Annotated in this window: 22 protein-coding genes; 14 read left to right on the top strand and 8 right to left on the bottom strand. The window is 57.5% G+C overall.

All coding sequences use genetic code 11. The features are described 5' to 3' along the window. Positions 1 to 163 precede the first annotated feature (163 nt). The 3 genes from ACIOJF_RS05020 to ACIOJF_RS05030 are packed head-to-tail and all read left to right on the top strand — an operon-like array spanning position 164 to position 2254. Positions 164 to 652 (top strand): serine O-acetyltransferase, encoded by a 489-nt coding sequence (locus ACIOJF_RS05020; protein WP_402741373.1) that lies wholly within the window; start codon positions 164 to 166, stop codon positions 650 to 652. Positions 653 to 701: 49 nt separating this feature from the next. Then, positions 702 to 1451 (top strand): DNA repair protein RecO, encoded by a 750-nt coding sequence (recO, locus tag ACIOJF_RS05025; protein ID WP_402741307.1) that lies wholly within the window; start codon positions 702 to 704, stop codon positions 1449 to 1451. Next, on the top strand, positions 1448 to 2254 hold the full coding sequence (locus ACIOJF_RS05030) for an isoprenyl transferase (RefSeq protein ID WP_133833358.1): 807 nt from the start codon (positions 1448 to 1450) through the stop codon (positions 2252 to 2254). The genes recO and ACIOJF_RS05030 overlap by 4 nt, the downstream gene beginning before the upstream one ends. Here the strand turns inward: ACIOJF_RS05030 and ACIOJF_RS05035 are convergent. Beyond that, on the bottom strand, positions 2251 to 3297 hold the full coding sequence (locus ACIOJF_RS05035) for an alpha/beta hydrolase (RefSeq protein WP_181148993.1): 1047 nt from the start codon (positions 3295 to 3297) through the stop codon (positions 2251 to 2253). The two genes, ACIOJF_RS05030 and ACIOJF_RS05035, sit on opposite strands and share 4 nt — an antisense overlap. A 60-nt stretch (positions 3298 to 3357) precedes the next feature. On the opposite strand from ACIOJF_RS05035, the gene ACIOJF_RS05040 reads away from it, so the two are divergent. Then, entirely contained in the window at positions 3358 to 4422 is a 1065-nt protein-coding gene (locus ACIOJF_RS05040; RefSeq protein ID WP_332504283.1) for a quinone-dependent dihydroorotate dehydrogenase, read from the top strand. A gap of 403 nt (positions 4423 to 4825) precedes the next feature. Here the strand turns inward: ACIOJF_RS05040 and ACIOJF_RS05045 are convergent, their stop codons facing one another. After that, positions 4826 to 5419, bottom strand: a complete 594-nt coding sequence (locus ACIOJF_RS05045) for a DUF3043 domain-containing protein (RefSeq protein ID WP_105658342.1) — start codon at positions 5417 to 5419, stop codon at positions 4826 to 4828. A 69-nt stretch (positions 5420 to 5488) separates the two neighbouring features. Between ACIOJF_RS05045 and ACIOJF_RS05050 the strand changes: the two genes are divergently transcribed. The 6 genes from ACIOJF_RS05050 (at position 5489) to ACIOJF_RS05075 (ending at position 11524) form a co-directional block, all read left to right on the top strand. Continuing rightward, the gene (locus ACIOJF_RS05050) at positions 5489 to 6898 is read left to right on the top strand and encodes a M20/M25/M40 family metallo-hydrolase (RefSeq protein ID WP_332498534.1); all 1410 of its coding nucleotides are present in this window, start codon (positions 5489 to 5491) and stop codon (positions 6896 to 6898) included. A gap of 134 nt (positions 6899 to 7032) precedes the next feature. Continuing rightward, the gene (locus tag ACIOJF_RS05055; RefSeq protein ID WP_105658344.1) at positions 7033 to 7407 is read left to right on the top strand and encodes an iron-sulfur cluster assembly accessory protein; all 375 of its coding nucleotides are present in this window, start codon (positions 7033 to 7035) and stop codon (positions 7405 to 7407) included. Between the two features lie 172 nt (positions 7408 to 7579). Then, complete coding sequence (coxB, locus tag ACIOJF_RS05060; RefSeq protein WP_286134304.1) at positions 7580 to 8503, top strand: cytochrome c oxidase subunit II; 924 nt, start codon at positions 7580 to 7582, stop codon at positions 8501 to 8503. 2 nt (positions 8504 to 8505) lie between these two features. Then, positions 8506 to 10224: a cytochrome c oxidase subunit I gene (gene ctaD / locus ACIOJF_RS05065; RefSeq protein ID WP_105658346.1), complete on the top strand. Its 1719-nt coding sequence runs from the start codon at positions 8506 to 8508 to the stop codon at positions 10222 to 10224. Between the two features lie 2 nt (positions 10225 to 10226). Further along, positions 10227 to 10628, top strand: a complete 402-nt coding sequence (locus ACIOJF_RS05070; RefSeq protein ID WP_105658347.1) for a cytochrome c oxidase subunit 4 — start codon at positions 10227 to 10229, stop codon at positions 10626 to 10628. Between the two features lie 113 nt (positions 10629 to 10741). Further along, positions 10742 to 11524, top strand: coding sequence for a GntR family transcriptional regulator (locus ACIOJF_RS05075; protein WP_105658348.1), 783 nt, complete (start codon positions 10742 to 10744; stop codon positions 11522 to 11524). 1053 nt (positions 11525 to 12577) lie between these two features. Here ACIOJF_RS05075 and ACIOJF_RS05080 read toward each other — a convergent pair. From ACIOJF_RS05080 to ACIOJF_RS05095, 4 genes are all read right to left on the bottom strand, one after another. Next, a complete protein-coding gene (locus ACIOJF_RS05080) occupies positions 12578 to 14248 on the bottom strand; it encodes a ubiquinol-cytochrome c reductase cytochrome b subunit (RefSeq protein ID WP_105658350.1) in 1671 nt (556 codons plus the stop codon). A 2-nt stretch (positions 14249 to 14250) separates the two neighbouring features. Beyond that, positions 14251 to 15300, bottom strand: coding sequence for a ubiquinol-cytochrome c reductase iron-sulfur subunit (locus ACIOJF_RS05085; RefSeq protein WP_105658351.1), 1050 nt, complete (start codon positions 15298 to 15300; stop codon positions 14251 to 14253). Positions 15301 to 15371: 71 nt separating this feature from the next. Then, positions 15372 to 16166, bottom strand: coding sequence for a cytochrome c (locus ACIOJF_RS05090; RefSeq protein ID WP_105658352.1), 795 nt, complete (start codon positions 16164 to 16166; stop codon positions 15372 to 15374). A gap of 76 nt (positions 16167 to 16242) precedes the next feature. Then, on the bottom strand, positions 16243 to 16881 hold the full coding sequence (locus tag ACIOJF_RS05095) for a heme-copper oxidase subunit III (protein ID WP_105658353.1): 639 nt from the start codon (positions 16879 to 16881) through the stop codon (positions 16243 to 16245). Between the two features lie 286 nt (positions 16882 to 17167). Between ACIOJF_RS05095 and trpD the strand changes: the two genes are divergently transcribed. Next, entirely contained in the window at positions 17168 to 18235 is a 1068-nt protein-coding gene (gene trpD / locus ACIOJF_RS05100) for an anthranilate phosphoribosyltransferase (protein WP_332486218.1), read from the top strand. A gap of 85 nt (positions 18236 to 18320) precedes the next feature. Here trpD and ACIOJF_RS05105 read toward each other — a convergent pair whose 3' ends face one another. Then, the gene (locus tag ACIOJF_RS05105; protein ID WP_105658354.1) at positions 18321 to 18602 is read right to left on the bottom strand and encodes an Lrp/AsnC family transcriptional regulator; all 282 of its coding nucleotides are present in this window, start codon (positions 18600 to 18602) and stop codon (positions 18321 to 18323) included. Positions 18603 to 18766: 164 nt separating this feature from the next. Between ACIOJF_RS05105 and ACIOJF_RS05110 the strand changes: the two genes are divergently transcribed. Both ACIOJF_RS05110 and ACIOJF_RS05115 read left to right on the top strand, forming a co-directional pair. Further along, entirely contained in the window at positions 18767 to 19363 is a 597-nt protein-coding gene (locus ACIOJF_RS05110) for a sigma factor-like helix-turn-helix DNA-binding protein (RefSeq protein WP_105658355.1), read from the top strand. Continuing rightward, the gene (locus ACIOJF_RS05115) at positions 19364 to 19906 is read left to right on the top strand and encodes a hypothetical protein (protein ID WP_208294227.1); all 543 of its coding nucleotides are present in this window, start codon (positions 19364 to 19366) and stop codon (positions 19904 to 19906) included. It begins immediately after the preceding gene. Here ACIOJF_RS05115 and ACIOJF_RS05120 read toward each other — a convergent pair. After that, positions 19895 to 20269 (bottom strand): DUF3054 domain-containing protein, encoded by a 375-nt coding sequence (locus ACIOJF_RS05120; RefSeq protein WP_105658356.1) that lies wholly within the window; start codon positions 20267 to 20269, stop codon positions 19895 to 19897. The genes ACIOJF_RS05115 and ACIOJF_RS05120 overlap by 12 nt on opposite strands. 148 nt (positions 20270 to 20417) lie before the next feature. Here ACIOJF_RS05120 and ACIOJF_RS05125 point away from each other — a divergent pair, with 148 nt between their 5' ends. Then, on the top strand, positions 20418 to 21386 hold the full coding sequence (locus ACIOJF_RS05125) for an arsenic resistance protein (RefSeq protein WP_402741308.1): 969 nt from the start codon (positions 20418 to 20420) through the stop codon (positions 21384 to 21386). Positions 21387 to 21479: the final 93 nt, after the last annotated feature.

Here is a 21479-nt window from a genome sequence, read left to right on the forward strand (position 1 = left end):
CTTCCATATACTGCCAGGGCGGCTGGCAAGCAAGCGCCGACGAGGAAAGGGAAGAGCTTTGCCCCGCTTCATGGATGAAATCCGCGCGGTCATTGCGGGCGATCCGGCAGCACAAGGACTATTGGCCACGGCAACTACTTCAACGGGCTTGCACGCGATCTGGATGCATCGGGTTACTCACCAGCTGTGGCAGCGCAAGACAACCAGGGGTCTGTCGAAAATCATCAGGCTCATTGCCCGATCATTGACGCAAATCGACATCCATCCCTCTGCTGTTATTGGCAGTCCCGTTCTCATCGATCACGGCACTGGTGTCGTTATCGGGCCTAATACGGTAATTGGATCCAGAACATTGATTTACCAGGGGGCCACTATCGCGGCAGCCGGGTCTGCCGGTCCAGCTACGACCGTCATCGGCAGCGACTGCATGATTGGATCCGGTGCCACGGTATTGCGTGGCGTGCAAGTAGGTAGCCGGTGCAATATAGGAGCGAATGCCGTGGTCGCTACTGACCTGCCTGATAACTGCGTCGCTGTCGGTGTTCCCGCTCAATTCAAGTCGAGAGACACCTTGAACCCCTTTTCCTCGGGCCCGGTAGATGCCGGGTTGCTCCTGCAGCTACCGCGCCCAGGGACGAATCGACACCCATAGGAATCGTTGGATTCAGAACTTTGGGAGTTGAAGTGGGAGAATATTGTCCGTGTCCAGATCAGGTTTCGCTTCCAAGAGCTACCACACCCGTGGTTTGGTTTTGCGTACCCACAAGCTGGGAGAAGCCGATCGCATCATCACCCTGCTGACACCCAATGGGATTGTCCGTGCGGTGGCTAAGGGCGTACGCCGGACGTCGTCGCGGATGGGCGCCACGCTGGAACCGTTCATGGAAGTCGACGCGCTTCTGGTGATGGGCCGCAATCTCGATATCGTCTCGCAGGCACAGCTTCGAAATCCATACGGCCAATTGCTGGTCATGGATTACCCGAGCTACACGGTGGCCAACGCCATGTCGGAGATCGCTGAAAAACTGCTGGAAACAGAAAGCGATTCGGCCCTCCAGCAATATCAGCTCTTCCACGGTGCGATCGCCCTGTTATCCAAGCAGCGAGTCGATTCCGGAGCCGTGCTGGACTCCTACATCTTGCGGGCCCTCTCGGTTGCTGGTTGGGCGCCGTCCTTTACCGACTGCGTGCGCTGCGGCAAGCCTGGCCCGCATCAAGCGCTCCACGTCCAGCTTGGCGGCGTCGTCTGCCCCGAATGCCGTCCCTCTGGATCGTTATCGCCGCATCCCGTCACCATTGAATATCTGCAGGCGCTGCTGGAAGGGGACTGGTCCACCGTGGCAGAAGCAGGACCTCGAGCGCGCAATCAAGCTGCAGATATCGTGGCCAACTACTTGCAGTGGCACCTTGAGCGTGCCGTGAATTCCCTACGTCTTGTGGAGAGAAATTGAAGAAGCTTCCTAAGATCACCGGCCGCCGAGGCCCAGTTGCTCCTTATGCGCATCCGGATCATCCGCAGATGCCCGCCATTCCGCAGGAACTCATCCCTGAACACGTAGCTATCGTCATGGATGGCAATGGACGTTGGGCGAACCAGCGGGGATTGCCTCGTACCGAGGGGCACCGTGCAGGCGAAGCAGCTTTGCTTGATGTGGTGGCCGGAGCCGTGGAGCTGGGCGTCAAGTACGTCTCTGTCTACGCGTTCTCAACCGAGAACTGGAAGCGCAGCCCTGAGGAAGTGCGCTTCCTGATGGGCTTCTCACGTGATGTTCTGCGCCGCCAACGCGATACGTTGAACTCATGGGGCGTCCGCATACGCTGGTCGGGTCGAGAACCCAAGCTCTGGAAATCGGTTATCAATGAACTCAAGGAAGCCGAAGAACTCACCAAAGACAACTTGGGTTGCCAGCTGACCATGTGCGTGAACTACGGCGGGCGCGCAGAACTAGGCGACGCTGTCAGCGCGATTGCCCAGGATGTTGCAGCCGGCAGGCTTCGCGCTAGCTCGGTTGGCGAAAAGACTATCGCCAAATACCTACATGCTCCGGAACTGCCTGATGTGGATCTTTTCCTCCGAACCAGTGGCGAGCAACGCACAAGCAACTTCCTGCTGTGGCAGTCGGCATACGCAGAGATGGTCTTCCTCGACCAGCTTTGGCCGGATGTCGACCGGCGAACGCTCTTTACCGCCGTAGAAGAATATGCCAAACGCGATCGCCGTTACGGCGGAGCTATCGACAAGCCACAGGCCTAGGACGTTTTCAGCGCTGTTCCCACCAATCGCAACCAGAGGCTTAGGTCTCGATATGCTGCGGATCTGGCGGGCTCAGCGGAGGTGAACACATCGTGCATTGCGCCCGGAATTTCGGACAAAGTAACGAAACTGCCTAGTTTCAACGCCCGCAGGCGCGTTTGCTGAACGTCGAGTACCGAATCGCAGTGCTGCATGTCAGGGGAGTAGCTCGTGCCGATATGGGTGCGATCCGAGGTGAGGACGAAGATCGGCTGTTGAAGTTTCAGCCCCTTCGCAACTAGGGCATGGCCATCGAATATCGTTTTCAGCCATCCCGCGGTGTTCGGAAAAGCGATCCGTGGTCGCCATAGCCGATGAACGTCCCACTGGCCATGGCTATCAGTACTTAGCGATTGCCAGTAATGATCGAATTCTGGTCCGTTGAGCTTCCTGCGCGGATTCGTGCGAGTGATCGCTTCCATTAGGCCGTGAAAAGGAATGCGCAGGAAGGCCGTTCCCTGAAACTCAAGCCATGGAGCATTCAGGACCAGAGCTTTAATGCCCGGCGCTTGGCGCGCAAGCCACAAGCTGAGGATCAAGCCGCCCGTCGAGTGCCCTTGGGCAACCACCGGTAATTGAGGATGCTCATTACGCAGCAGTTCCAAGCTCGCATTGAGCTCCTCATCGAAGTCCGCCAAGTCATCGACATAACCAGGCAAAGCATGTTCGGCTCTCAGACTGCGTCCATGCCTGCGTAGATCAAGTGCGTAGAAGTGGTATCCATGGTGATGCCAGAAAGCTGCCAGTTCGCGGTTGTAAAAATAATCGCTCCAGCCATGCACGCTCAGAACAATTCCCTGGGCTCGTCGTCCGAGCCGATTCCTGAATCCAGCCGGGCAATAGCGGACCAAGGTCGCGACGGCCGGTCCTTCCGCATCGACGCCGAAATCCAAGGTTTGGTGCTCAAAATCAGGCCCGAGGGGATCTTCGACCCATTGCCCCGGCCTAGTTGAAGACATAAAGTCTGGCCAACTGCTGCTTTCTGGAACAACGAAGTGCTTCATATCTTGAATACTACCCATCTCAAGTTGTCTGTTTCGGGTTCTTCACGGGAAAATGGTTCCATGCGCATATACCCACTGGTCTTCAAGCACGTGTTCACCAAGATGGATCCTGAACAGGCTCACCATTTTGCATTCAACGCGATCAAGATTGCGCAACGCGCAGGGCTCACTAAGGCAGCTCGCAAGTTCTTCGCTCCGGCACCCAAGCTGAAGCGCACCGTTATGGGCATCGACTTCCCATCCCCATTCGGATTGGCTGCTGGCTTCGACAAGGGCGCCACCGGAATCCTGGCGTTGAGCGATATCGGTTTCGGCCATGTTGAAATCGGAACCGTCACCGGACAGGCCCAGTCCGGCAACCCGCAACCGCGGCTCTTCCGCTTGGTTGAGGACCGCGCGGTAATCAACCGGATGGGCTTCAACAACGAAGGCGCCGAAACTGTCGCTGCCCGTGTCGCCAGTTCTCGCCAAGAGCTCAAGACTGGTTACGCTGGAACCCGCCCGGTCATCGGCGTGAATATCGGCAAGACCAAGGTTGTAGAGCTGGAAGACGCGGTAGGGGATTACCTGGCGTCCACCCGCCAGCTGGCGATCCACGCAGATTACCTGGTCGTCAATGTTTCGAGCCCCAACACCCCGGGTCTGCGCCTGCTCCAGAGCGTTGACTCTCTTCGTCCGCTGCTTTCGGAAGTCGGCCAGTTGGCTGACAAGGTTGCCGGCCGCCATATTCCCTTGCTGGTCAAGATTGCTCCCGATCTTAGCGATGAGGATGTCGCTGACGTTGCACGCTTGGCCATGGAACTTGAACTCGACGGCATTATTGCCACCAATACGACCATCGGTCGCGAGAACTTGACCATCGATGCGTCCAAGGTTGAAAAGATTGGCGCCGGCGGGCTATCTGGCGCTCCGCTCAAGCAGCGATCGCTTGAAGTTCTTCGCCAGTTGCGTGCACTTGTTCCGGCCGAGATGGCTCTGATCGCCGTCGGCGGCGTGGAAAATGCCGCGGATGTGAAGGAACGCCTGGACGCAGGCGCGGACCTGGTACAGGGTTACACCGCATTCCTCTACGAGGGTCCGTTCTGGGCACGTTCGATCAATAAGGACCTGGAGCACATGCTCTAGTTCTTTGGAGTGGAATTTCCCAAATGCTCCGGAATGGCTCCGATTCTCGAAGAATCGGAGCCATTCCGCGTTAACCGGGCCCATCTTCTGCGTACGTCCTGCCTGCAACAGCTTTGAACGCAACTTGGATCAGGAGACTAGGCAAGGGCAGCCGCGCTAGGGGAGAAGGTGGCAATAACGGTTGCCGACCGGGATGAATCCTTGTATCGGAGCCAACAAGGCCGCATGCTGCGAGCACGGACAGGATTGGCAGAAATGCGTCGCGGCAACGATATTCCTATCGCAGAATTTGCATCACCTTGTAGTTGGCTCCACAAATTTTGAACATTGTTATTCAACCAAGCAATTAACTAGAAAGGGGCAAGCTCAGCGAGCTTGCCCCTTTGCGGTCTAGCGGTATCGACTAGTCGATATTTGCGCCGCGCTTGACCTGTGGCTTTGGCAGGCGCAATTTGCGGAACTGCATTCCACGCATTGCCGCGTACATGCGTACGCCCTTTTCCATGTGGCCGAACTTGGCGACCAGGCGCTTCTTCAAGAGGATGGTCGTCACAATTGCTTCGATGATGATCAGTGCGATAACAACCCAGAGGGCTGCCTGCACAAACATCTGGATCTGCAGGTTGCGCTGGAACACCAGCGAGACAACCAAGAAGGCCAGGATGATGAACATCATGAACTCGCCGAACATCCAGCGAGAGTCAATGAAGTTACGGGTGTAGCGCTTCTGCTCACCCTTGTCGCGTGGCATCAGGTAGCGTTCATCGCCAGTTTCGTTGGCTAAGCGCAAACGATTCTGCGCTTCTACACGCTGTTGACGCTGGGCTTCCTTAGCGGCCTTGCGATCGGTAGGAACCAACGGGCGCTGACGGTTCGCCTGCTGCGCATTGCGCTTGGGCGTTGGACCAGTCTTGCGGCCGTCGGTTGTTTCCGGGGCCTGCTGGGCAGACTCCACATTTACGGGGGATTGAGGTTCATCCTTCTTACGTCCAAACACCCCTCTATTCTAGCCGGAAATAGTTAGCGGCGTGACATTCGATACGCGAGGAATTGCTAGGCTGAAGGCATGACCGAAAATACTACCTTCGACGCTGTTGCAAGCGGCGTCGATATTGCCGCGCTAAAAAGCCACATCGACACGAACTTCGAGAAGATCCTCGAAGAGCTCACTTCCCTGGTCGCGATCCCGAGCATCGCATGGGAATCCTTCGACCCGCAGAACCTGGAAAAATCGGCTGCGGCAGTGGCCGAATTGGCCAAGTCGGCCGGGATGGAGACCGTGGAAATCCTGCGCGAGCCTGCGCAGAACGGCGCTATGGGCGCGCCTGCCGTGGTAGCCCAGCGCAAGGCGGCACCCGGAAAGCCAACCGTGCTCCTGTACGCACACCACGACGTCCAGCCTCCTGGCAACGCGGCGGACTGGAACACCCCGGTATTCGAAGCCACGAAGGTAGGGGACCGGCTGTTCGGCCGCGGTGCCGCTGACGACAAGGCCGGCATCATGGTCCACATCGCGGCGATGCGCGCCGTGCTGGACCTCATTGGCGATTTCGGCGTCGGCGTAACCTACTTCTTCGAGGGGGAGGAAGAAGCAGGATCCCCATCATTCCGCAACTTCCTCGAAGCCCATCAGGGCAAGTTGGCAGCAGATGTGATCGTAGTTGCCGACTCGTCCAACTGGTCGGTTGGAACCCCAGCACTGACCAGCTCGCTGCGCGGCATGTGCGCAGCGGAGATCACCGTTCGCTCGTTGAACCATGCAGTTCACTCGGGCATGTTTGGCGGACCAGTTCTCGATGGCCCGATCCTCGCCGCCAAGTTGATCTCCAGCTTCCACAACGAAGACGGTTCTGTTGCCGTTGCCGGCCTGGTTGCCAACGACATCGCTGAAGTCGACTTCGACGAAGCCGAATTCCGCAGGGACTCCGGCGTTCTGGAATCCTTCCAGCTTGCCGGCACCGGCAAGATCACCGACCGCTTGTGGAATAAACCAGCACTGAGCGTGATTGGAATGGATATCCCGAGTGTCGACCACTCGTCGAATACCTTGCTGCCGGCAACGCGTTTCAAGGTATCGATGCGCCTGGCCCCAGGGCAGAATCCTGCAGATGCGCTCAAGGCCCTTGAGGCACACGTCAAAAGCGTTGACCTTCGCGGCGCCGAGGTTGAATTTGTCGCCACCGAAGCAGGCAACGCCTACAAGGCGAACCTGGACGCTTCGGCAAATGACACTGCGCGCTGGGCGCTTGAACAAGCTTGGGGCGTTGTACCAGTGAATATGGGCCTGGGTGGATCAATTCCATTCATCGCAGATTTGCTGGAAGTTTTCCCGAAGGCGCAGATCCTGGTGACCGGTGTCGAGGATCCCGATTCGCGTGCGCACTCGGCCAACGAGTCGCTGCATCTAGGCGACTTCCAGCACGCAATTGAGGCTGAAGCCCTCATGCTGGCGAGGATCAACGCGAAGGGACTATGAACCGTGTCATACGGAGAGACGCAGGGGAAGAATTCTTCAGCGTAGCGACGTAGGATAGAAGCAAGAACAGAGGTGCCGGTTCCAGTAACAAATCTGGAGCTTGGTGCCGCATCGAGCAGTATGGGAGGAAAATCATGACTGCATCTGTTGACCAGACCAAGGGCGATCCAACTGAGGTGCCAACCCATGAGGTAGAGATTTCCGACGTGGCGGCGGACAAGGTTCGCTCGCTTCTGGAACAGGAAGGCCGGGATGATCTTCGTCTCCGCATCGCCGTGCAGCCAGGTGGCTGCTCGGGCCTTATCTACCAGCTTTACTTCGATGAGCGCATGCTCGACGGCGACGCGGTACGCAACTTCGATGGCGTTGAGGTCATCGTTGACAAGATGAGCGTCCCGTACCTCGCTGGCGCGTCCATTGATTTCGAGGACACCATCTCGAAGCAGGGCTTCACCATCGACAACCCGGCCGCATCGGGTTCCTGCGCCTGTGGAGATTCCTTCCACTAGGCCGTAGGGAACAAACGCCGCTGTTCAAACGTTGAAGAAATTTCTCGTTAGCACAGCGGCGTTTTTCGGCATTCTGACCCCAAAGAGGGTAAGCTCTACATTAAGTAGTAAAACTATGTTTCCCTTCGTGAGCCACCTCACCGTGCAACTCGTTTAAACCACGAGGTGACTTATGAAGACCACATTCTGCACCAACAAAGAGGAAGGGCCGTCTGTGAGTTCGCAAGACCGAACCGGCAGTCGCGGGTCCGCTAAAGCCAAAGTACTGGCTTTAGTCGGCACTGGCGCATTGCTGTTGACGGGATGTACAGCGGAGGCAAAACGCGGTTGGCTCCCAAACGTGGAGCGCGACACCACCAACCACACCGGGGCAATCCAGGATTTCTGGGTTAACTCGTGGATCGCTGTTATTGTCGTCGGCGTATTGACCTGGGGATTGATGCTCTGGTGCGTCATCGCCTACCGCCGCCGCAAGAACGATACGGGTTACCCGCGTCAGCTGAGCTACAACCTGCCATTGGAGATCTTCTACACGGCCATTCCTTTGGTCCTTGTTCTAGTCTTCTTTAGCTTCAACAACACCCTGGAAAAGCAGATCAACGCCCCTGTTGATTCTGAGGTCGTAGTCGACGTCCGAGCCAAGCAATGGTCGTGGGACTTCAACTACAGCTACCAGGGCACCGAGAAGTATTACGCCGGCGAACAGGCTCACCTGAACACCGATGGCTCGGAAGGCGTTCGCGAAGAACTGCCAACCTTGTACCTGCCAGCGGGCAAGTCGGTAACCCTTGAGCTGAATAGCCGCGATGTCATCCACTCCTTCTGGGTACCAGCCTTCTTGCAGAAGCTGGACATGATCCCAGGCAAGACCAACTACATCTACCTGACTCCACAGGTTGAAGGCAGCTACGACGGAAAGTGCGCCGAGCTTTGCGGCGAGTACCACTCCGAGATGCTCTTCAACGTCGAGGTTGTCAATGAGTCCGAGTTCAAGGCTCAGCTGGCAAAGATGGAAGATGGACACATTGGTGAAGAGTACGACCGTAAGCCAGATGTTGTTAACGGCGTCGTAGTAGAGCACGGGGAAGGAGAGTAATCATGACAACGTTTGAATATGCAACTGACGACGTGAAGTCGATTGCTCCAGCCGTAGTGCCGAAGTCCAAGGGTCGTCTGTTCGTCGACTACATTACTTCGACCGACCACAAGAAGATCGGGTACATGTACCTGATCAGCTCGTTCATCCTGTTCTGTGTCGGTGGCGTTATGGCGCTGCTGATTCGTGCAGAGCTGTTCGAACCAGGCATGCAGATCCTGCAGACCAAGGAACAGTACAACCAGCTGTTCACCATGCACGGCACTGTCATGCTCTTGATGTTCGCAACCCCGCTGTTCGCAGGTTTCGCCAACGTCATGATGCCCCTGCAGATCGGTTCCCCGGATGTGGCTTTCCCACGTCTGAATGCATTGGCTTTCTGGTTCTTCTCGCTGGGCTCGCTGATCGCTCTGGCCGGCTACCTCACCCCCCAGGGTGCAGCTAGCTTCGGTTGGTTCGCTTACGCTCCGCTGTCGAACACCACCTTCTCGCCAGGAATCGGCGGAGACCTCTGGGTCTTCGGCCTTGCACTGTCGGGCTTCGGTACCATCCTTGGCGCCGTCAACTTCATCACCACGATCATCTGCCTGCGTGCACCTGGCATGACCATGTGGCGCATGTCGATCTTCTCGTGGAACACCTTGATCACCTCGTTGCTGGTCCTGATGGCTTTCCCGCCACTGGCAGCTGCGCTGTTCGCACTGGGTGCAGACCGCCGCTTCGGTGCCCACATCTTCGACCCAGAGAATGGCGGTGCCGTACTATGGCAGCACCTGTTCTGGTTCTTCGGGCACCCTGAGGTCTACATCATTGCTTTGCCGTTCTTCGGCATCGTCTCCGAGATCTTCCCAGTGTTCTCCCGCAAGCCGATCTTCGGCTACAAGGGCCTGGTCTTCGCGACCATCTCGATTGCTGCACTGTCGGTTTCCGTGTGGGCACACCACATGTACGTCACTGGCTCGGTAATGCTGCCGTTCTTCGGCTTCATGACCATGCTGATCGCAGTTCCAACCGGTGTGAAGTTCTTCAACTGGATCGGAACCCTGTGGCGCGGCTCGATCACCTTCGAAACCCCAATGCTCTGGAGCATGGGCTTCATGATCACCTTCCTGTTCGGCGGTCTGACCGGTATTATCCTGTCGGCTCCGTCGCTGGACTTCCACGTATCGGATACTTACTTCGTTGTGGCTCACTTCCACTACGTAGTCTTCGGTACCGTTGTGTTCGCGATGTTCGCTGGCTTCTACTTCTGGTGGCCGAAGTGGACCGGCAAGATGCTCAACGAGCGTCTTGGCAAGATCCACTTCTGGTTGCTGTTCATCGGCTTCCACGGCACCTTCCTGATCCAGCACTGGCTGGGCGTTATGGGCATGCCACGTCGCTACGCCGACTACATGCCTGAAGATGGCTTCACCACCATGAACCAGGTTTCGACCGTCTTCGCATTCATTCTGGGTGCGTCGATGATTCCATTCTTCTGGAACGTGTGGGTAACCCACCGAAACGCCAAGAAGGTCGAAGTAGATGATCCATGGGGCTTCGGCGCATCGCTGGAATGGGCAACTTCTTGCCCTCCACCACGCCACAACTTCCACTCGATCCCTCGCATCCGTTCCGAGCGTCCGGCACTGGATCTGCACCACCCGGAACTGAGTGGACGGGTAACCCCCGAAACTCCGGTTGCGAAGATCTTCGGCTCGGCTGACCAGAAGGACGTGTAACGATGAAAGTTGAATCCTGGATTTTCCTGGGTGGCGTCTTCTTCTTCACCCCAGTAGCGATTGTCTACGGTTACATGACCAACTGGAGCGAATGGGTCGGATTCCTGGCATTGCTGATGCTGGTCGCGTTGTCCGCGATGGTAGGTGGCTACTTGCTATTCACCGCTAAGCGCGTTGGCAACAGGCCCGAGGACCGCGTGGATGGCGAAATCCACGAGAACGCCGGCGATATCGGAATGTTCTCCCCATGGAGCTGGTGGCCACTGGTCCTGGCTTCGGCTGCAGCGATTGGCTTCCTTGGCCTCGCTGTGGGCTGGTGGGTCTTCTTCATCGGCGCCGGTTTGGCCGTCGTTGGCGTGACCGGCTGGGTTTACGAATACAGCCGTGGCGATCACGCTCACTAGGCAGTAACCCTAACGGGACGACAAGCAATTTTGCTTGTCGTCCCGTTAGTCTTTTAATAGGGGTTCCTCGATGGCGATAGGCCGTCAGGATATTTGGATCAAGGAGAAGCAGCATGCGCCACGCACCGCAGCCACATGTCCAGGCGCACCTTGATCCGGCCAGCCGGCAAAGCAAGTACCGGCAAATCCGAGAGATTCTCAAGACCCATGCGCGCGAGGCCTGCAAACCCGGCTACAAGCTTCCGCCCGAACGCGTGCTGGCAGAGCACTTCGGCGTGGCCCGCAAGACCATCCGCCAAGCCATCGATGCCTTGGTGGATGAACAAGTGCTCAAACGCGTGGTGGGAATCGGCACGTTCGTCGTGCCCGAAAAATTGGACCTTCGTGTCCGCCTGCATTCCTACTCCGAAGATATGATGCGCCGCGGCATGGTTCCCGATGCCCATGTACTCGAATTCGCGGAGATCAAAGCCAGCGCCACCTTGGCTTCGCAGCTGATGGTGGAGGAGGGTACTGCCGTAGTCCAGTTCAAGCGCCTGCTGCTGGCCGATGGCACCCCCATGAGCCTGGACGAGAACTATATGCCTGCCGATCTCGTGCCTGGCTTTGTGGATGGCGAGCCGCCGTCAAAGCTCTATCAGGCATTGCACGAGCGCTATGGCATCTTGCTCGAATGGGGTGAGGACCAGGTGGAAAGCACTGCTGCGAGCAAGCGGCAAGCCGTGCTCCTGGGCGTAGAACCAGGCTTCCCGCTCCTGCAGATCACCCGGTATGCCTACATCGGCGATCGGCTAGCCGACTACTCGGTTTCGCTCTACCGCTCAGACCGCTACAAGCTCTTCGTGCCGTTGCAGCGAGTGGGCACACGCACGCCTCGCTACACCGATACTTTCTAGGCCTGGCCAGGCGGCCGGCTGCTTCGATTTCAACGGGCAAGTACCAGGCAAACCCGTCAACCATGCCCAAGGATGCCATATCTGCCGTTCAAAATGGTTCCGGGCATCAACTACTGAATAAGCACTCCCGCAGCCTGGTCCGCCGGTATGGAGCTATAGCAGGAGCAAGCAGGTCTCCCGCACACGGAAGAAGATCGCGGCGCAAGCTCAAAGCCGCTTCAAGGCAGCAGGACATGGAATGTCGACGGAAGTTGAAAAGTGGACACTCCAGCCGCCCTGTCCAGTGGGAAACCAGCCACACTGGTGCGATAGGCCGTAGCGAAGATCCAATATATCCCTAGATCACACAGTCTTGTTTGCAGCGTGATTCTGCCATCCGGTCGATGCGTCCAGAGTTATTCCGTCATCCAATTCAAACGATTCTGAAGCAGGACTGGAGGTCATGGTGCCTGCCGGGCATTCTTTCTGGCAGGGGAGCAGCCTTTGGAAGAGCGCTCTGGATATCGGCTCGGCCATGCCGAGCGCCAAAACGGGAGTCTGAACTGCTGCATTCGAAGTCTTGGCGAACGTGATTGCGGAACTGAGCTCGTCCCCAGTCTTGAGCGCCTTCGCTGGAAAGACGAATGCACTGAGCAGCTCTCCGCTCCGGTTCGGCCCGGGACGACACCGGGCAGCTGCGCCAGTCGCAACTGGCATTGGCGTGCAGCATTCGATTCCAGCCAATCCAGAATGGCTGCACTGCAGGCCGGCAGTAGCACTCAGCCCCGAACGGCATTTCTGACTGAAGTGCCAAACAGGATGGCCAATTCTTCTCCGCACTGGGGAGCGCAGCTCGATACGCGGCTAGGGGAGCAGGAACGGACTTTCCACCCTGAGCACCCGGCAGTGCCAGATGGCGTTCTAAGCCACTGGAATTTCGATGGGCGTCCACCATGCGTCTTCGGAGCGCTCACCGGCGCTAGGCTCACTGGGACCCCTGGGAAAGCCGGGTTAACGAAAGGAGGGACACACCTTGCGGTGTGTCCCTCCTTTTGTGACTAACTCAGGTCGCTATTACTTGGCGATCGAGTCCTGCGTGTCACCCTCAACCTCATGGTGGCCGTGGGCTGCATGAGCAGCTTCCAGCTCCGATGGGGTTACCGGGGCGACGCGATCTTCGAAGAAGAACTTCGAGATTGCTGCACGACGCTTCTCCGAACCGGAGACGTGTCCTGCTGCGTCAGGCTGAGCCGGGATGTACTGGCGATCAACGTAGTTGGTCAGCAGGTAACGCTTGTAGACGTCGACTTCCTCGTGCTTCTCCGAGAAGCCGCCCTCAGGCGACATCTGGATGATGCCAGCTTCGCGGCCGTGCAGGACGATCTCGCGATCCTTGCGCTGCAGCGACAGGCAGATACGGCGAGTCAACCAGAAGGCGAAGATTGGGCCCAGGAAGAACAGCGTACGCAGCCAGTAGGTGACATCGTTCAGCGACACGTGGAAGTGGGTCGCGATCAAGTCCGAGGAAGCAGCAGCCCACATGACGCAGTAGAAGACTACGCCGGCAGCGCCCACTGCGGTTCGGAATGGAGCGTTGCGTGGACGGTCGAGCAGGTGGTGCTCGCGGTTGTCCTTGGTGATCCAGCGTTCGATCCACGGCCATGCGAACATCACGGCGAACAGTGCGCCTGCAGGAACCAGTGCTGGCAGCAGTACCGACATCACCAGGGTGTTATCGCCCCATGGGAATGGAATGATCCATTCGAAGCTGAAGTTGCCCAGGTAACCTGGCATCAAGCGCAGCGCGCCATCGACGAAACCGATGTACCAGTCCGGCTGGGTACCAGCCGAAACAGGGGATGGGTCATATGGACCGTAGTTCCATACCGGGTTGATCTGGAACAGGCCAGCAATGAATGCCACGATGCCGAAGACGATGAAGAAGAATCCACCGGCCTTGGCTGCGTATACCGGACCAACCGGGAAGCCAACAACGTTGTCGTTGGTGCGGCCTGGGCCAGGGTACTGGGTGTGCTTGTGGGTCACGACCATGAACAGGTGCACAACGATCAGCAAGATGATGACCGCAGGAACAATCATGATGTGCAACGAGTACAGTCGCGGAATCACGGTATCGCCAGGGAACTCGCCGCCGAAGAAGAACATCGACAGGTAGGTGCCGACGATCGGCAGTGCCTTCATGACGCCATCGATAATGCGCAGGCCGTTACCGGACAGCAGATCATCTGGCAGGGAGTAGCCGGTGAAGCCGGCAGCAAGACCCATGATCAGCAGCACGCCGCCGACAACCCAGTTCAGTTCACGTGGGCGACGGAATGCGCCGGTGAAGAATACGCGCAGCATGTGCACGGACAGGGAAGCGACGAACAGCAATGCCGACCAGTGGTGTACCTGTCGCATGAACAGGCCGCCGCGCACGTCGAAGGAGATATCCATGGTCGAGGCCATAGCCGTCGACATGCCGATACCCTTCATCGGTACGTACGAGCCGTCGTAGACGACGTGAGCCATGGACGGATCGAAGAAGAAGGTCAGGAAGGTGCCCGAGAGCAGCAGCAGTACGAAGGTGTACATTGCCACTTCGCCGAACATGAACGACCAGTGGTCCGGGAAGATCTTGCGACCGAATTCCTTGACCATGCCCGAAGCGCCGACGCGGGAATCCACGAAGTTGGCGATGCGACCGGTAGCGGTCGATGCCTGGTATTCGTTAGTCGTCGTCATGATTAACCACGCTCCCAGTAGGACGGGCCAACTGGTTCGTGGAAGTCACTCTGAGCTACCAGGTAGCCCTCGGAGTCCACGGTAATTGGCAGCTGTGGCAGTGCGTGGCCAGCTGGGCCGAAGATGACCTTGCATTCCTGCGTCAGGTCGAAGGTCGACTGGTGGCAAGGGCACAGCAAGTGGTGGGTGTGCTGCTCGTACAGAGCAATCGGGCAACCCACGTGGGTGCAAATCTTGGAGTATGCGACGATGCCGTCGACGTTCCAGGTTTCGCGTCCCTCGGAGATCTGCATTTCTGCTGGATCCATGCGCATCAGCAGAACGACGGCCTTGGCCTTTTCGTTCAGCGGGTGCTCGGTCTCGTTGAGGCCTTCTGGGATCACGTGGAATGCGGAACCGATCTGCACATCCGAAGCCTTGATCGGGGTACCAGATGGGTCGCGGGTCAGACGGATGCCCTTGTCCCACATGGTGTGGCGCAGGGAATCGATCATCTCGTTCGCGGTGTTACCGGTGCGATCCAGGTCGCGGAACATGAAGATTGCTGGGATTGGCGCCAAGGCGATGGCACCGATCAGGGTATTGCGGATCAGCGGACGACGCTTGATGCCGGACTCTTCGAGCACGGTATCGATGATTTCGACGGCATCCTGGCGATCTTCTTCCGAGCGGATCTCGTGGCGCATTTCCATGAGCTCGTGATCCGGCATCAGGGTCTTGGCCCAGTGAACAATACCCACACCGATACCGAGCATCGCGAAAGCGGTGCCCAGTCCCAGTGCAGCGTTCTGCACACGCAGTTCAGCGAAGGTCATCTCGCCCAGGTGGCCCAGGACGAAGTAGGCCACGAAGAAGAAGAGCGTGCCGATGATGGAGATGGTAAATAGGAGCGCTACTTGACGCTCATGTCGCTTGGCTGCGCGCGGATCGCGGTCTGCGAGACGCGGACGATGGGGTGGTAAGCCCGGATCTGGGAATCGATCCTGAGCTACATCGTCAGCCTTAGCAACGGTGCCCGAGTTTTCGGGACTGCCGTGACTATGGTCGCCCATGTTTCTCTCTCATCCTTCTGTTAGGAATTTATGTACGTAGTGATGGTTACGGCCGAGGCCGCGGGTTTGCCTTAGGAAGGACGCGAGGTCAACCAAATGGTGAAGGCAATGATGATACCCAGACCTGCGGTCCAGGTGAACAGGCCTTCAGCAACTGGACCCAGGGAGCCCAGGGCTGCACCGCCAGCGGAACCATTTGCTTCAATGGTCTTCAGGAAGGTGATAACGTCACGCTTCTCTTCTGGGGTGATGTTCGAGTCGTTGAACACTGGCATGTTCTGTGGGCCGGTAGCCATCGCTTCGTAGATGTGCTTCTCGGATACACCGGTCAGGGTTGGTGCGAACTTGCCGCGGGTCAACGCGCCACCGGCAGCAGCCGCGTTGTGGCACATTGCGCAGTTCACACGGAAGACGGTGCCACCGTGGGCGGCGTCGCCCTGGGTGGTATCCAAGTATTCCTCATCAGGGATCGCTGGGCCTGCACCCAGGCTTGCAACATACGCTGCCAGCTGGGAGATCTGCTCGTCGTCGAACTGTACTGGCTTGACCTGGGCCTGCGGGCCCTGCATCTGCATCGGCATACGGCCGGTGCCGACCTGGAAGTCAACAGAAGCCGCGCCAACGCCGATCAGCGATGGACCGGAGTCTGAGCCTTCGGCATTCATGCCGTGGCAAGTAGCGCAGTTGGCGACGAAAAGCTTCTGACCTTCTTCTACATCGGCCTGCGATGCAGAAGTGGTCTCAGCTGCCTTCGCTTCGCTGATGTTACCGGCTGCAGTGTAAAGACTGCCGGTAATCAGCAATCCGAACAGAAGCAGGGCCACAGCGGCGAGCGGGTGGCGGCGCTTTTTCGAAAGAGCCTTCACTTGCTGGTTCCTCACTTAGTTTCTTTGGTGTGGTGTTGCCGTACTTCTTGTTGAGGCAACTAATGAATTTAAGTTGCTACTTCAAGAAGTAGATGATCGCGAACAGGGCGATCCAAACAACGTCAACGAAGTGCCAGTAGTAGGACACGACGATGGAGCCGGTTGCTTCGAAGTGACCAAACTTCTTAGCCAGCATCGCACGACCAATGATCAGCAAGAATGCAATCAGACCACCAGCGACGTGAATGCCGTGGAAGCCGGTCGTAATGTAGAAGGCCGAAGCGTAGGAGTTCGAGTCGAATGCCACGCCCTCGCTAACGAGGACAGCGTATTCGTAGGCCTGAACCGAAACGAAGATCGCGCCAAGGATGAAGGTAAGAATGAACCATTCAATCATTCCCCATTCCTTGAAGTTGAAAAGCCCACCGGAACGGCGAGGCTTGAATTCTTCGGCACGGAACACGCCTAGCTGGCACGAGAACGAGCTGGACACCAGGATGATGGTGTTAACCAGCGCGAACGGTACGTTGAGCTTGGCAGTTTCAGTCGCCCATAGTTCGGGCGCGGCAGCCCGGAGGCTGAAGTACATGGCGAAGAGGGCGGCGAAGAACATGAGCTCGCTGGAGAGCCACACCATCGTTCCCACCGACACCATGTTTGGGCGGTTCGGCGCATGTGGCGCCGTCGTATTTGGGGCATGAGTCGCAGTTGTCACACTGACATTATGTCTCTAAATGCCCCTCAGATACCAATGCAAAAGCGGGTTGGCAGAGGTTTGTTGCGCCACATCTTGGCAACATCCGCGGAAACATGCGGAAGTACAGAGAAAACTCTTTCTACAATTCGTAGAGCTTCGTCCGGCGAGTCTCACGAAACAATCATTTATGCAACGAAAGTGTTTCGTATTTAACCCCAGAAACTAGGCATTTTTAGCGACCTGAGCCACATCATCTAACGACATGAATTGGGTAGCGCCCCGGTGTCTGGATAGGCTTTCCCATGTGTCAACGAGCCTTGTAAACGAAAAGTTCCCGACGTGGCCAGATCTATTGGCCACCCTGATCAACGGTGGCGATCTCAGCCGCGAACAGGCCGCTTGGGCAATGAATGAGATCATGTCCGGCGAGGCGAGCGACGTTCAGATTGCCGGGTTCCTGGTTGCACTGCGATCCAAGGGTGAAACCGTGGCCGAATTGACCGGCTTGGTGGACTCCATGGTCGCTAATGCGCGCCCCTTGACCATCGATGCACAAACTTTGGACATTGTTGGGACCGGTGGCGATCGCCAGAACACCGTCAACATCTCAACGATGGCCACACTGGTGTGCGCTGGCGCGGGCGTGAGCATAGTTAAACACGGCAACCGCGCATCCTCTTCGTCCTCGGGTTCCGCCGACGTGCTTGAAGCATTGGGCGTCCGCCTGGAGGTACCAATCGAGCGCCTTGTAGAGGTGTACGACAAGGTTGGGATTGCGTTCTGCTTCGCCAACGTCTTCCATCCCTCGATGCGCCACGTTGCCGGAGCACGCCGTCAATTGCGCATACCAACCGCTTTCAACTTCATGGGCCCCTTGACCAATCCCGCATTGCCCAGCGCATCCGCCATCGGCTGCTCCGACATGGTCATGGCACCAATCATGGCGGGCGTTCTTGCAAGCCGTGGCGTGCGTGGGCTGGTCTTCCGCGGGGATGACGGACTGGATGAACTAACCACCACTGCAGCTAACCGCGTCTGGGAAGTGCGCAACGGCACGGTCTCCGAGTTCACGTTCGATGCCCGGGACGTGGGATTTGCCCGTGCGACGCTTAATGATCTGCGCGGTGGAGATGCACTACATAACGCAGGGGTTGTACGAGATGTCATCTCGGGGACTCCCGGACCCGTTCGAGATGCGGTCCTCCTGAACGCGGCTGCCGGAATGGTGGCTTACAGCGATACTGCTGAAGGCAGTTTCGAAGACCGCATGCGGGCGGCGATTGGGAAAGCAGCGCATTCCATCGATTCCGGTGCGGCGAAGGCGACCTTGGAAGCCTGGTCCTCAACGACCCAGGCGATCGTAGGCGCGTAGCACCGTCAGATGCCAACAAAGCCGGTCTTTGGTTCGCGATTTTACAATCGCTGAACCGAAGGCCGGCTTTGTTCTTGAAAAGTCCTTAGTCGCCTAGGCCTAGGGAAAAAGCTGCTTCAAGATCATGTTCCGAATATGCGCGGAATGCAATGTGGGTCTGGGTGCCGCGGATGCCTGGAATCTTGGAAAGCTTATTGGCAATGACTTCGGCAAGGTCCTCGTGCTTGTTGACTCGTGCAATTGCAATCAAGTCCCAGTCGCCTGCTACGGAATAGACTTCGCTGATGCCCGAGATTGCGGAGATCTGCTTAGCGCATTCAGGGATACTGTCCGTTGCAGTCTGGATCATGACGAATGCGGTGACCATCACTGTGCCTTTCGGTTCTAACTTATCGCCTGCCAGGAGGCGGCTGATCTGGAATCAACTCTAGTCGAAAAGCAGCGAATGAGAGGCATGGGCCCATCAATCCGCTTCGCATAGTACAATGATTTTAATTTGTAGATTCGAATACAAAGTTTTACAATTGTTCCATGATTGTGTTGACCATTGACCAGCGGCGTTCCCGTTCCACCGAAGATAAGGTGGAGGCTCTAGTCAAGCAAGCTAATGCTACCGTTCCAGTGGTCCGCCCCTTCCAGCGAACCGCCGGCGATGAAGTCCAAGCTGTCCTGGATAACGCCAACGAAGCAATTCGCTTGGCAGTGATGATGGCAGCTTCAGGGGACTGGAGTGTCGGCATTGGCTTTGGGCAAGTCGAAACGCCACTGCCCGAAGAAACCCGTGCCGGCCGGGGGCCTGCCTTTGAATATGCTCGTGTCGCAGTTGAGCGGGCAAAGAACACCAATGCGCATCTAGCTGTTCATGGACCGTCGCATGAAGCCACCCGTCTGGAAGCCGAGCTCCAGCTGACTGCCTGCATAGTTTCGAAGCGACGGGTCACGGCATGGGAAGCGGGCACTCTGGCCGACGAAGGCCTGACCCAGCAGCAGATTGCCCAAGAATTAGGAATCACCCAGCAGGCTGTCTCTTCTCGTCTGTCGGCCGCGCTATGGTTTGAGGCGAACCGAATGATGGATGAAGCTGCCAAATCGCTGAACCGACAGCTGAAGATGCTAAAGGAGCAGTAAATGCTTTGGATCGCTTGGGGGAGTCTGAGCCTGGCGGCGTTTGTCTCTTGCATAGCTGCCTACCTTGGCTATGCCATGGGCAAACGAGCTCGTGTCCGCGACTGGCTAGTTGTGGGCTCTGCCCTGTTCGCCATTCTCTCGGCCCTGCTGGCAGTTGCTTCTCAAACTTCGTTGGAGCAGAACGGGCTTTCGCCGGTGTACGCGATCGTCCTGAGTTCCATCTTTGCCATTAGTTTCGGCGGTCCGTTTACGGAACTTGTTTTCCGGCTTGCTGCGAAGAATGATGTCGAGCTCCAAAAGGAGGAGTCCGACCCTTCACCGCTTCGAGGCGGGCTGTGGATCGGACTCCTGGAGCGCACGGCCATCGTTGGCAGCCTCTGGGCCGGTTGGCCAGAAGGCATTGCCGTCGTCTTGGCGGTCAAGGGTCTTGGCCGGTTCTCTGAACTGAAAAACCATCGCGCCGCCGAACAGTTTATTCTGGGGACTTTCGCCAGCGGTCTCGTCGCTGCCGGTTCCTACGGGCTCGGCCTGCTATTTACCTAGCCGCTTAGCCACCATTGAGGTAACCAGCCGACGCCCCATCAAGAATGCGCCCAGAACCAATGTCGCGACAATGATGAAGGGGAGTGCCGCAGTGGAATCCATGCCAACGCGAAGCGCAAGGCCCGCTGCTACGGTCACCACCCAGACCAGTACGCCAACAGGGAAGAGCTTGTTGATCGTGGTCCAAGGCTTGGACAGCAAGGTCACGACGACGTAGGCAACCAAGAACGGCAGGGCGGTCATCAGGATGCCGCCAATGCTCAAGGCATGCTCGTGTTCACGTCGACCGAGCAGGGCGAATAGAACAATGAGAACAACGTCGACAGCCATCCACAGCGGCCACTTACGAATAGAATCCTTCATGTACTCATCATAGGTTTACCCCGGTGTCCGTGAGTAATTCGGCGTTGGCTGGATCGTTGTCGGTTCAGACACAGAACGTCGCCGTCGAGGCTCGCCCGAATGAGCTCACGGCCATGGTGGCCGCAGCTATTGTTCTAGCATTAGTCCTATGAAGATCTGGCCTGGCAATGCATGGATGCAAACGCAACAGATCGCCCTCTATTTATCCGCGATCACTGCCGGTTGCGTTCTCGGCCTGGCCTTGCCTGCCGCAAGCAAGGGTCTCGAGAACTCGGTTAACCCGTTCCTTGGATTGCTGCTCTACGCTACTTTCCTGGGCATGCCGCTGACCCGTTTTCCGGAGGCCTTCCGGGACACTCGCTTCATGGGTGCACTGTGCGCGGTCAACTTTGCCGTGGTGCCGCTCGTGGCCTTCGGGCTATCGCGAATAGTGGCGGGGGACCAGGCACTGCTCTTCGGCGTGCTGCTGGTCTTGCTAGCGCCCTGCATCGACTACGTTATCGTCTTTACCGGCTTAGCCGGGGGAGACAGCCAACGGTTGCTGGCGGCCACACCGCTCTTGTTGATCTTGCAGATGCTGCTCGTGCCGGCATACCTCTATATATTTGCTGGACCCTCGGCGATCGACGTGATCGTGCCAGCTCCTTTCCTGGGGGCACTGCTGGGACTGATCGTGCTCCCACTGCTGGCAGCAGCACTCACCCAGGCACTCGCCAAACGATTTACCTGGGCAGAGCCCATCGGGGATTGGGCCGACTATCTAATGGTTCCGTTGATGATGGGAACGCTATTTAGCGTGGTGGGCTCGCAGATCTTCACGGTGAGCGCAAGCCTGGGTCAATTAGGGCTGGCCATTATGGTTTTCGCCCTGTTTATCTGCATCATGAATGTCCTTGGATACTCCGCGGGGAAACTCTTCAAGCTGCCCACCGCCTCGCGGCGGGCAGTTACTTTCAGCGGCGTCACACGCAATTCTCTGGTGGTGCTTCCCCTGGCCCTGGCTTTGCCCGCGGAGCTGGAATTAGCTTCTGCCGTGGTCGTTAGCCAGACCTTGGTAGAGCTAATTGGAATGTTGGTGATGGTTCACTACGCACCGAAGCAACGCACCACCAAGTAGTTCGAGCCTTACCCTGCTATGTCCGGATTAGACAGAATTTGCCTGGCCAAGAACACATGGAAGTGACCGGGCCAGGCAAATTGGATTGAGGAG

This window comes from Glutamicibacter sp. NPDC087831, from assembly GCF_044742845.1.
Lineage (GTDB): Bacteria > Actinomycetota > Actinomycetes > Actinomycetales > Micrococcaceae > Glutamicibacter.

Coding starts and splice junctions, on each gene's coding strand:
- ACIOJF_RS05085 (WP_105658351.1), bottom strand. CDS start 15,300: ATGGGCGACCATAGTCACGGCAGTCCCGAAAACTCGGGCACCGTTGCT.
- ACIOJF_RS05105 (WP_105658354.1), bottom strand. CDS start 18,602: ATGGTCACCGCATTCGTCATGATCCAGACTGCAACGGACAGTATCCCT.
- ctaD (WP_105658346.1), top strand. CDS start 8,506: ATGACAACGTTTGAATATGCAACTGACGACGTGAAGTCGATTGCTCCA.
- ACIOJF_RS05110 (WP_105658355.1), top strand. CDS start 18,767: ATGATTGTGTTGACCATTGACCAGCGGCGTTCCCGTTCCACCGAAGAT.
- ACIOJF_RS05050 (WP_332498534.1), top strand. CDS start 5,489: ATGACCGAAAATACTACCTTCGACGCTGTTGCAAGCGGCGTCGATATT.
- ACIOJF_RS05075 (WP_105658348.1), top strand. CDS start 10,742: ATGCGCCACGCACCGCAGCCACATGTCCAGGCGCACCTTGATCCGGCC.
- ACIOJF_RS05115 (WP_208294227.1), top strand. CDS start 19,364: ATGCTTTGGATCGCTTGGGGGAGTCTGAGCCTGGCGGCGTTTGTCTCT.
- coxB (WP_286134304.1), top strand. CDS start 7,580: ATGAAGACCACATTCTGCACCAACAAAGAGGAAGGGCCGTCTGTGAGT.
- ACIOJF_RS05040 (WP_332504283.1), top strand. CDS start 3,358: ATGCGCATATACCCACTGGTCTTCAAGCACGTGTTCACCAAGATGGAT.
- ACIOJF_RS05070 (WP_105658347.1), top strand. CDS start 10,227: ATGAAAGTTGAATCCTGGATTTTCCTGGGTGGCGTCTTCTTCTTCACC.
- ACIOJF_RS05055 (WP_105658344.1), top strand. CDS start 7,033: ATGACTGCATCTGTTGACCAGACCAAGGGCGATCCAACTGAGGTGCCA.
- ACIOJF_RS05125 (WP_402741308.1), top strand. CDS start 20,418: ATGAAGATCTGGCCTGGCAATGCATGGATGCAAACGCAACAGATCGCC.
- ACIOJF_RS05020 (WP_402741373.1), top strand. CDS start 164: ATGCATCGGGTTACTCACCAGCTGTGGCAGCGCAAGACAACCAGGGGT.
- ACIOJF_RS05035 (WP_181148993.1), bottom strand. CDS start 3,297: ATGAAGCACTTCGTTGTTCCAGAAAGCAGCAGTTGGCCAGACTTTATG.
- ACIOJF_RS05120 (WP_105658356.1), bottom strand. CDS start 20,269: ATGAAGGATTCTATTCGTAAGTGGCCGCTGTGGATGGCTGTCGACGTT.
- ACIOJF_RS05080 (WP_105658350.1), bottom strand. CDS start 14,248: ATGACGACGACTAACGAATACCAGGCATCGACCGCTACCGGTCGCATC.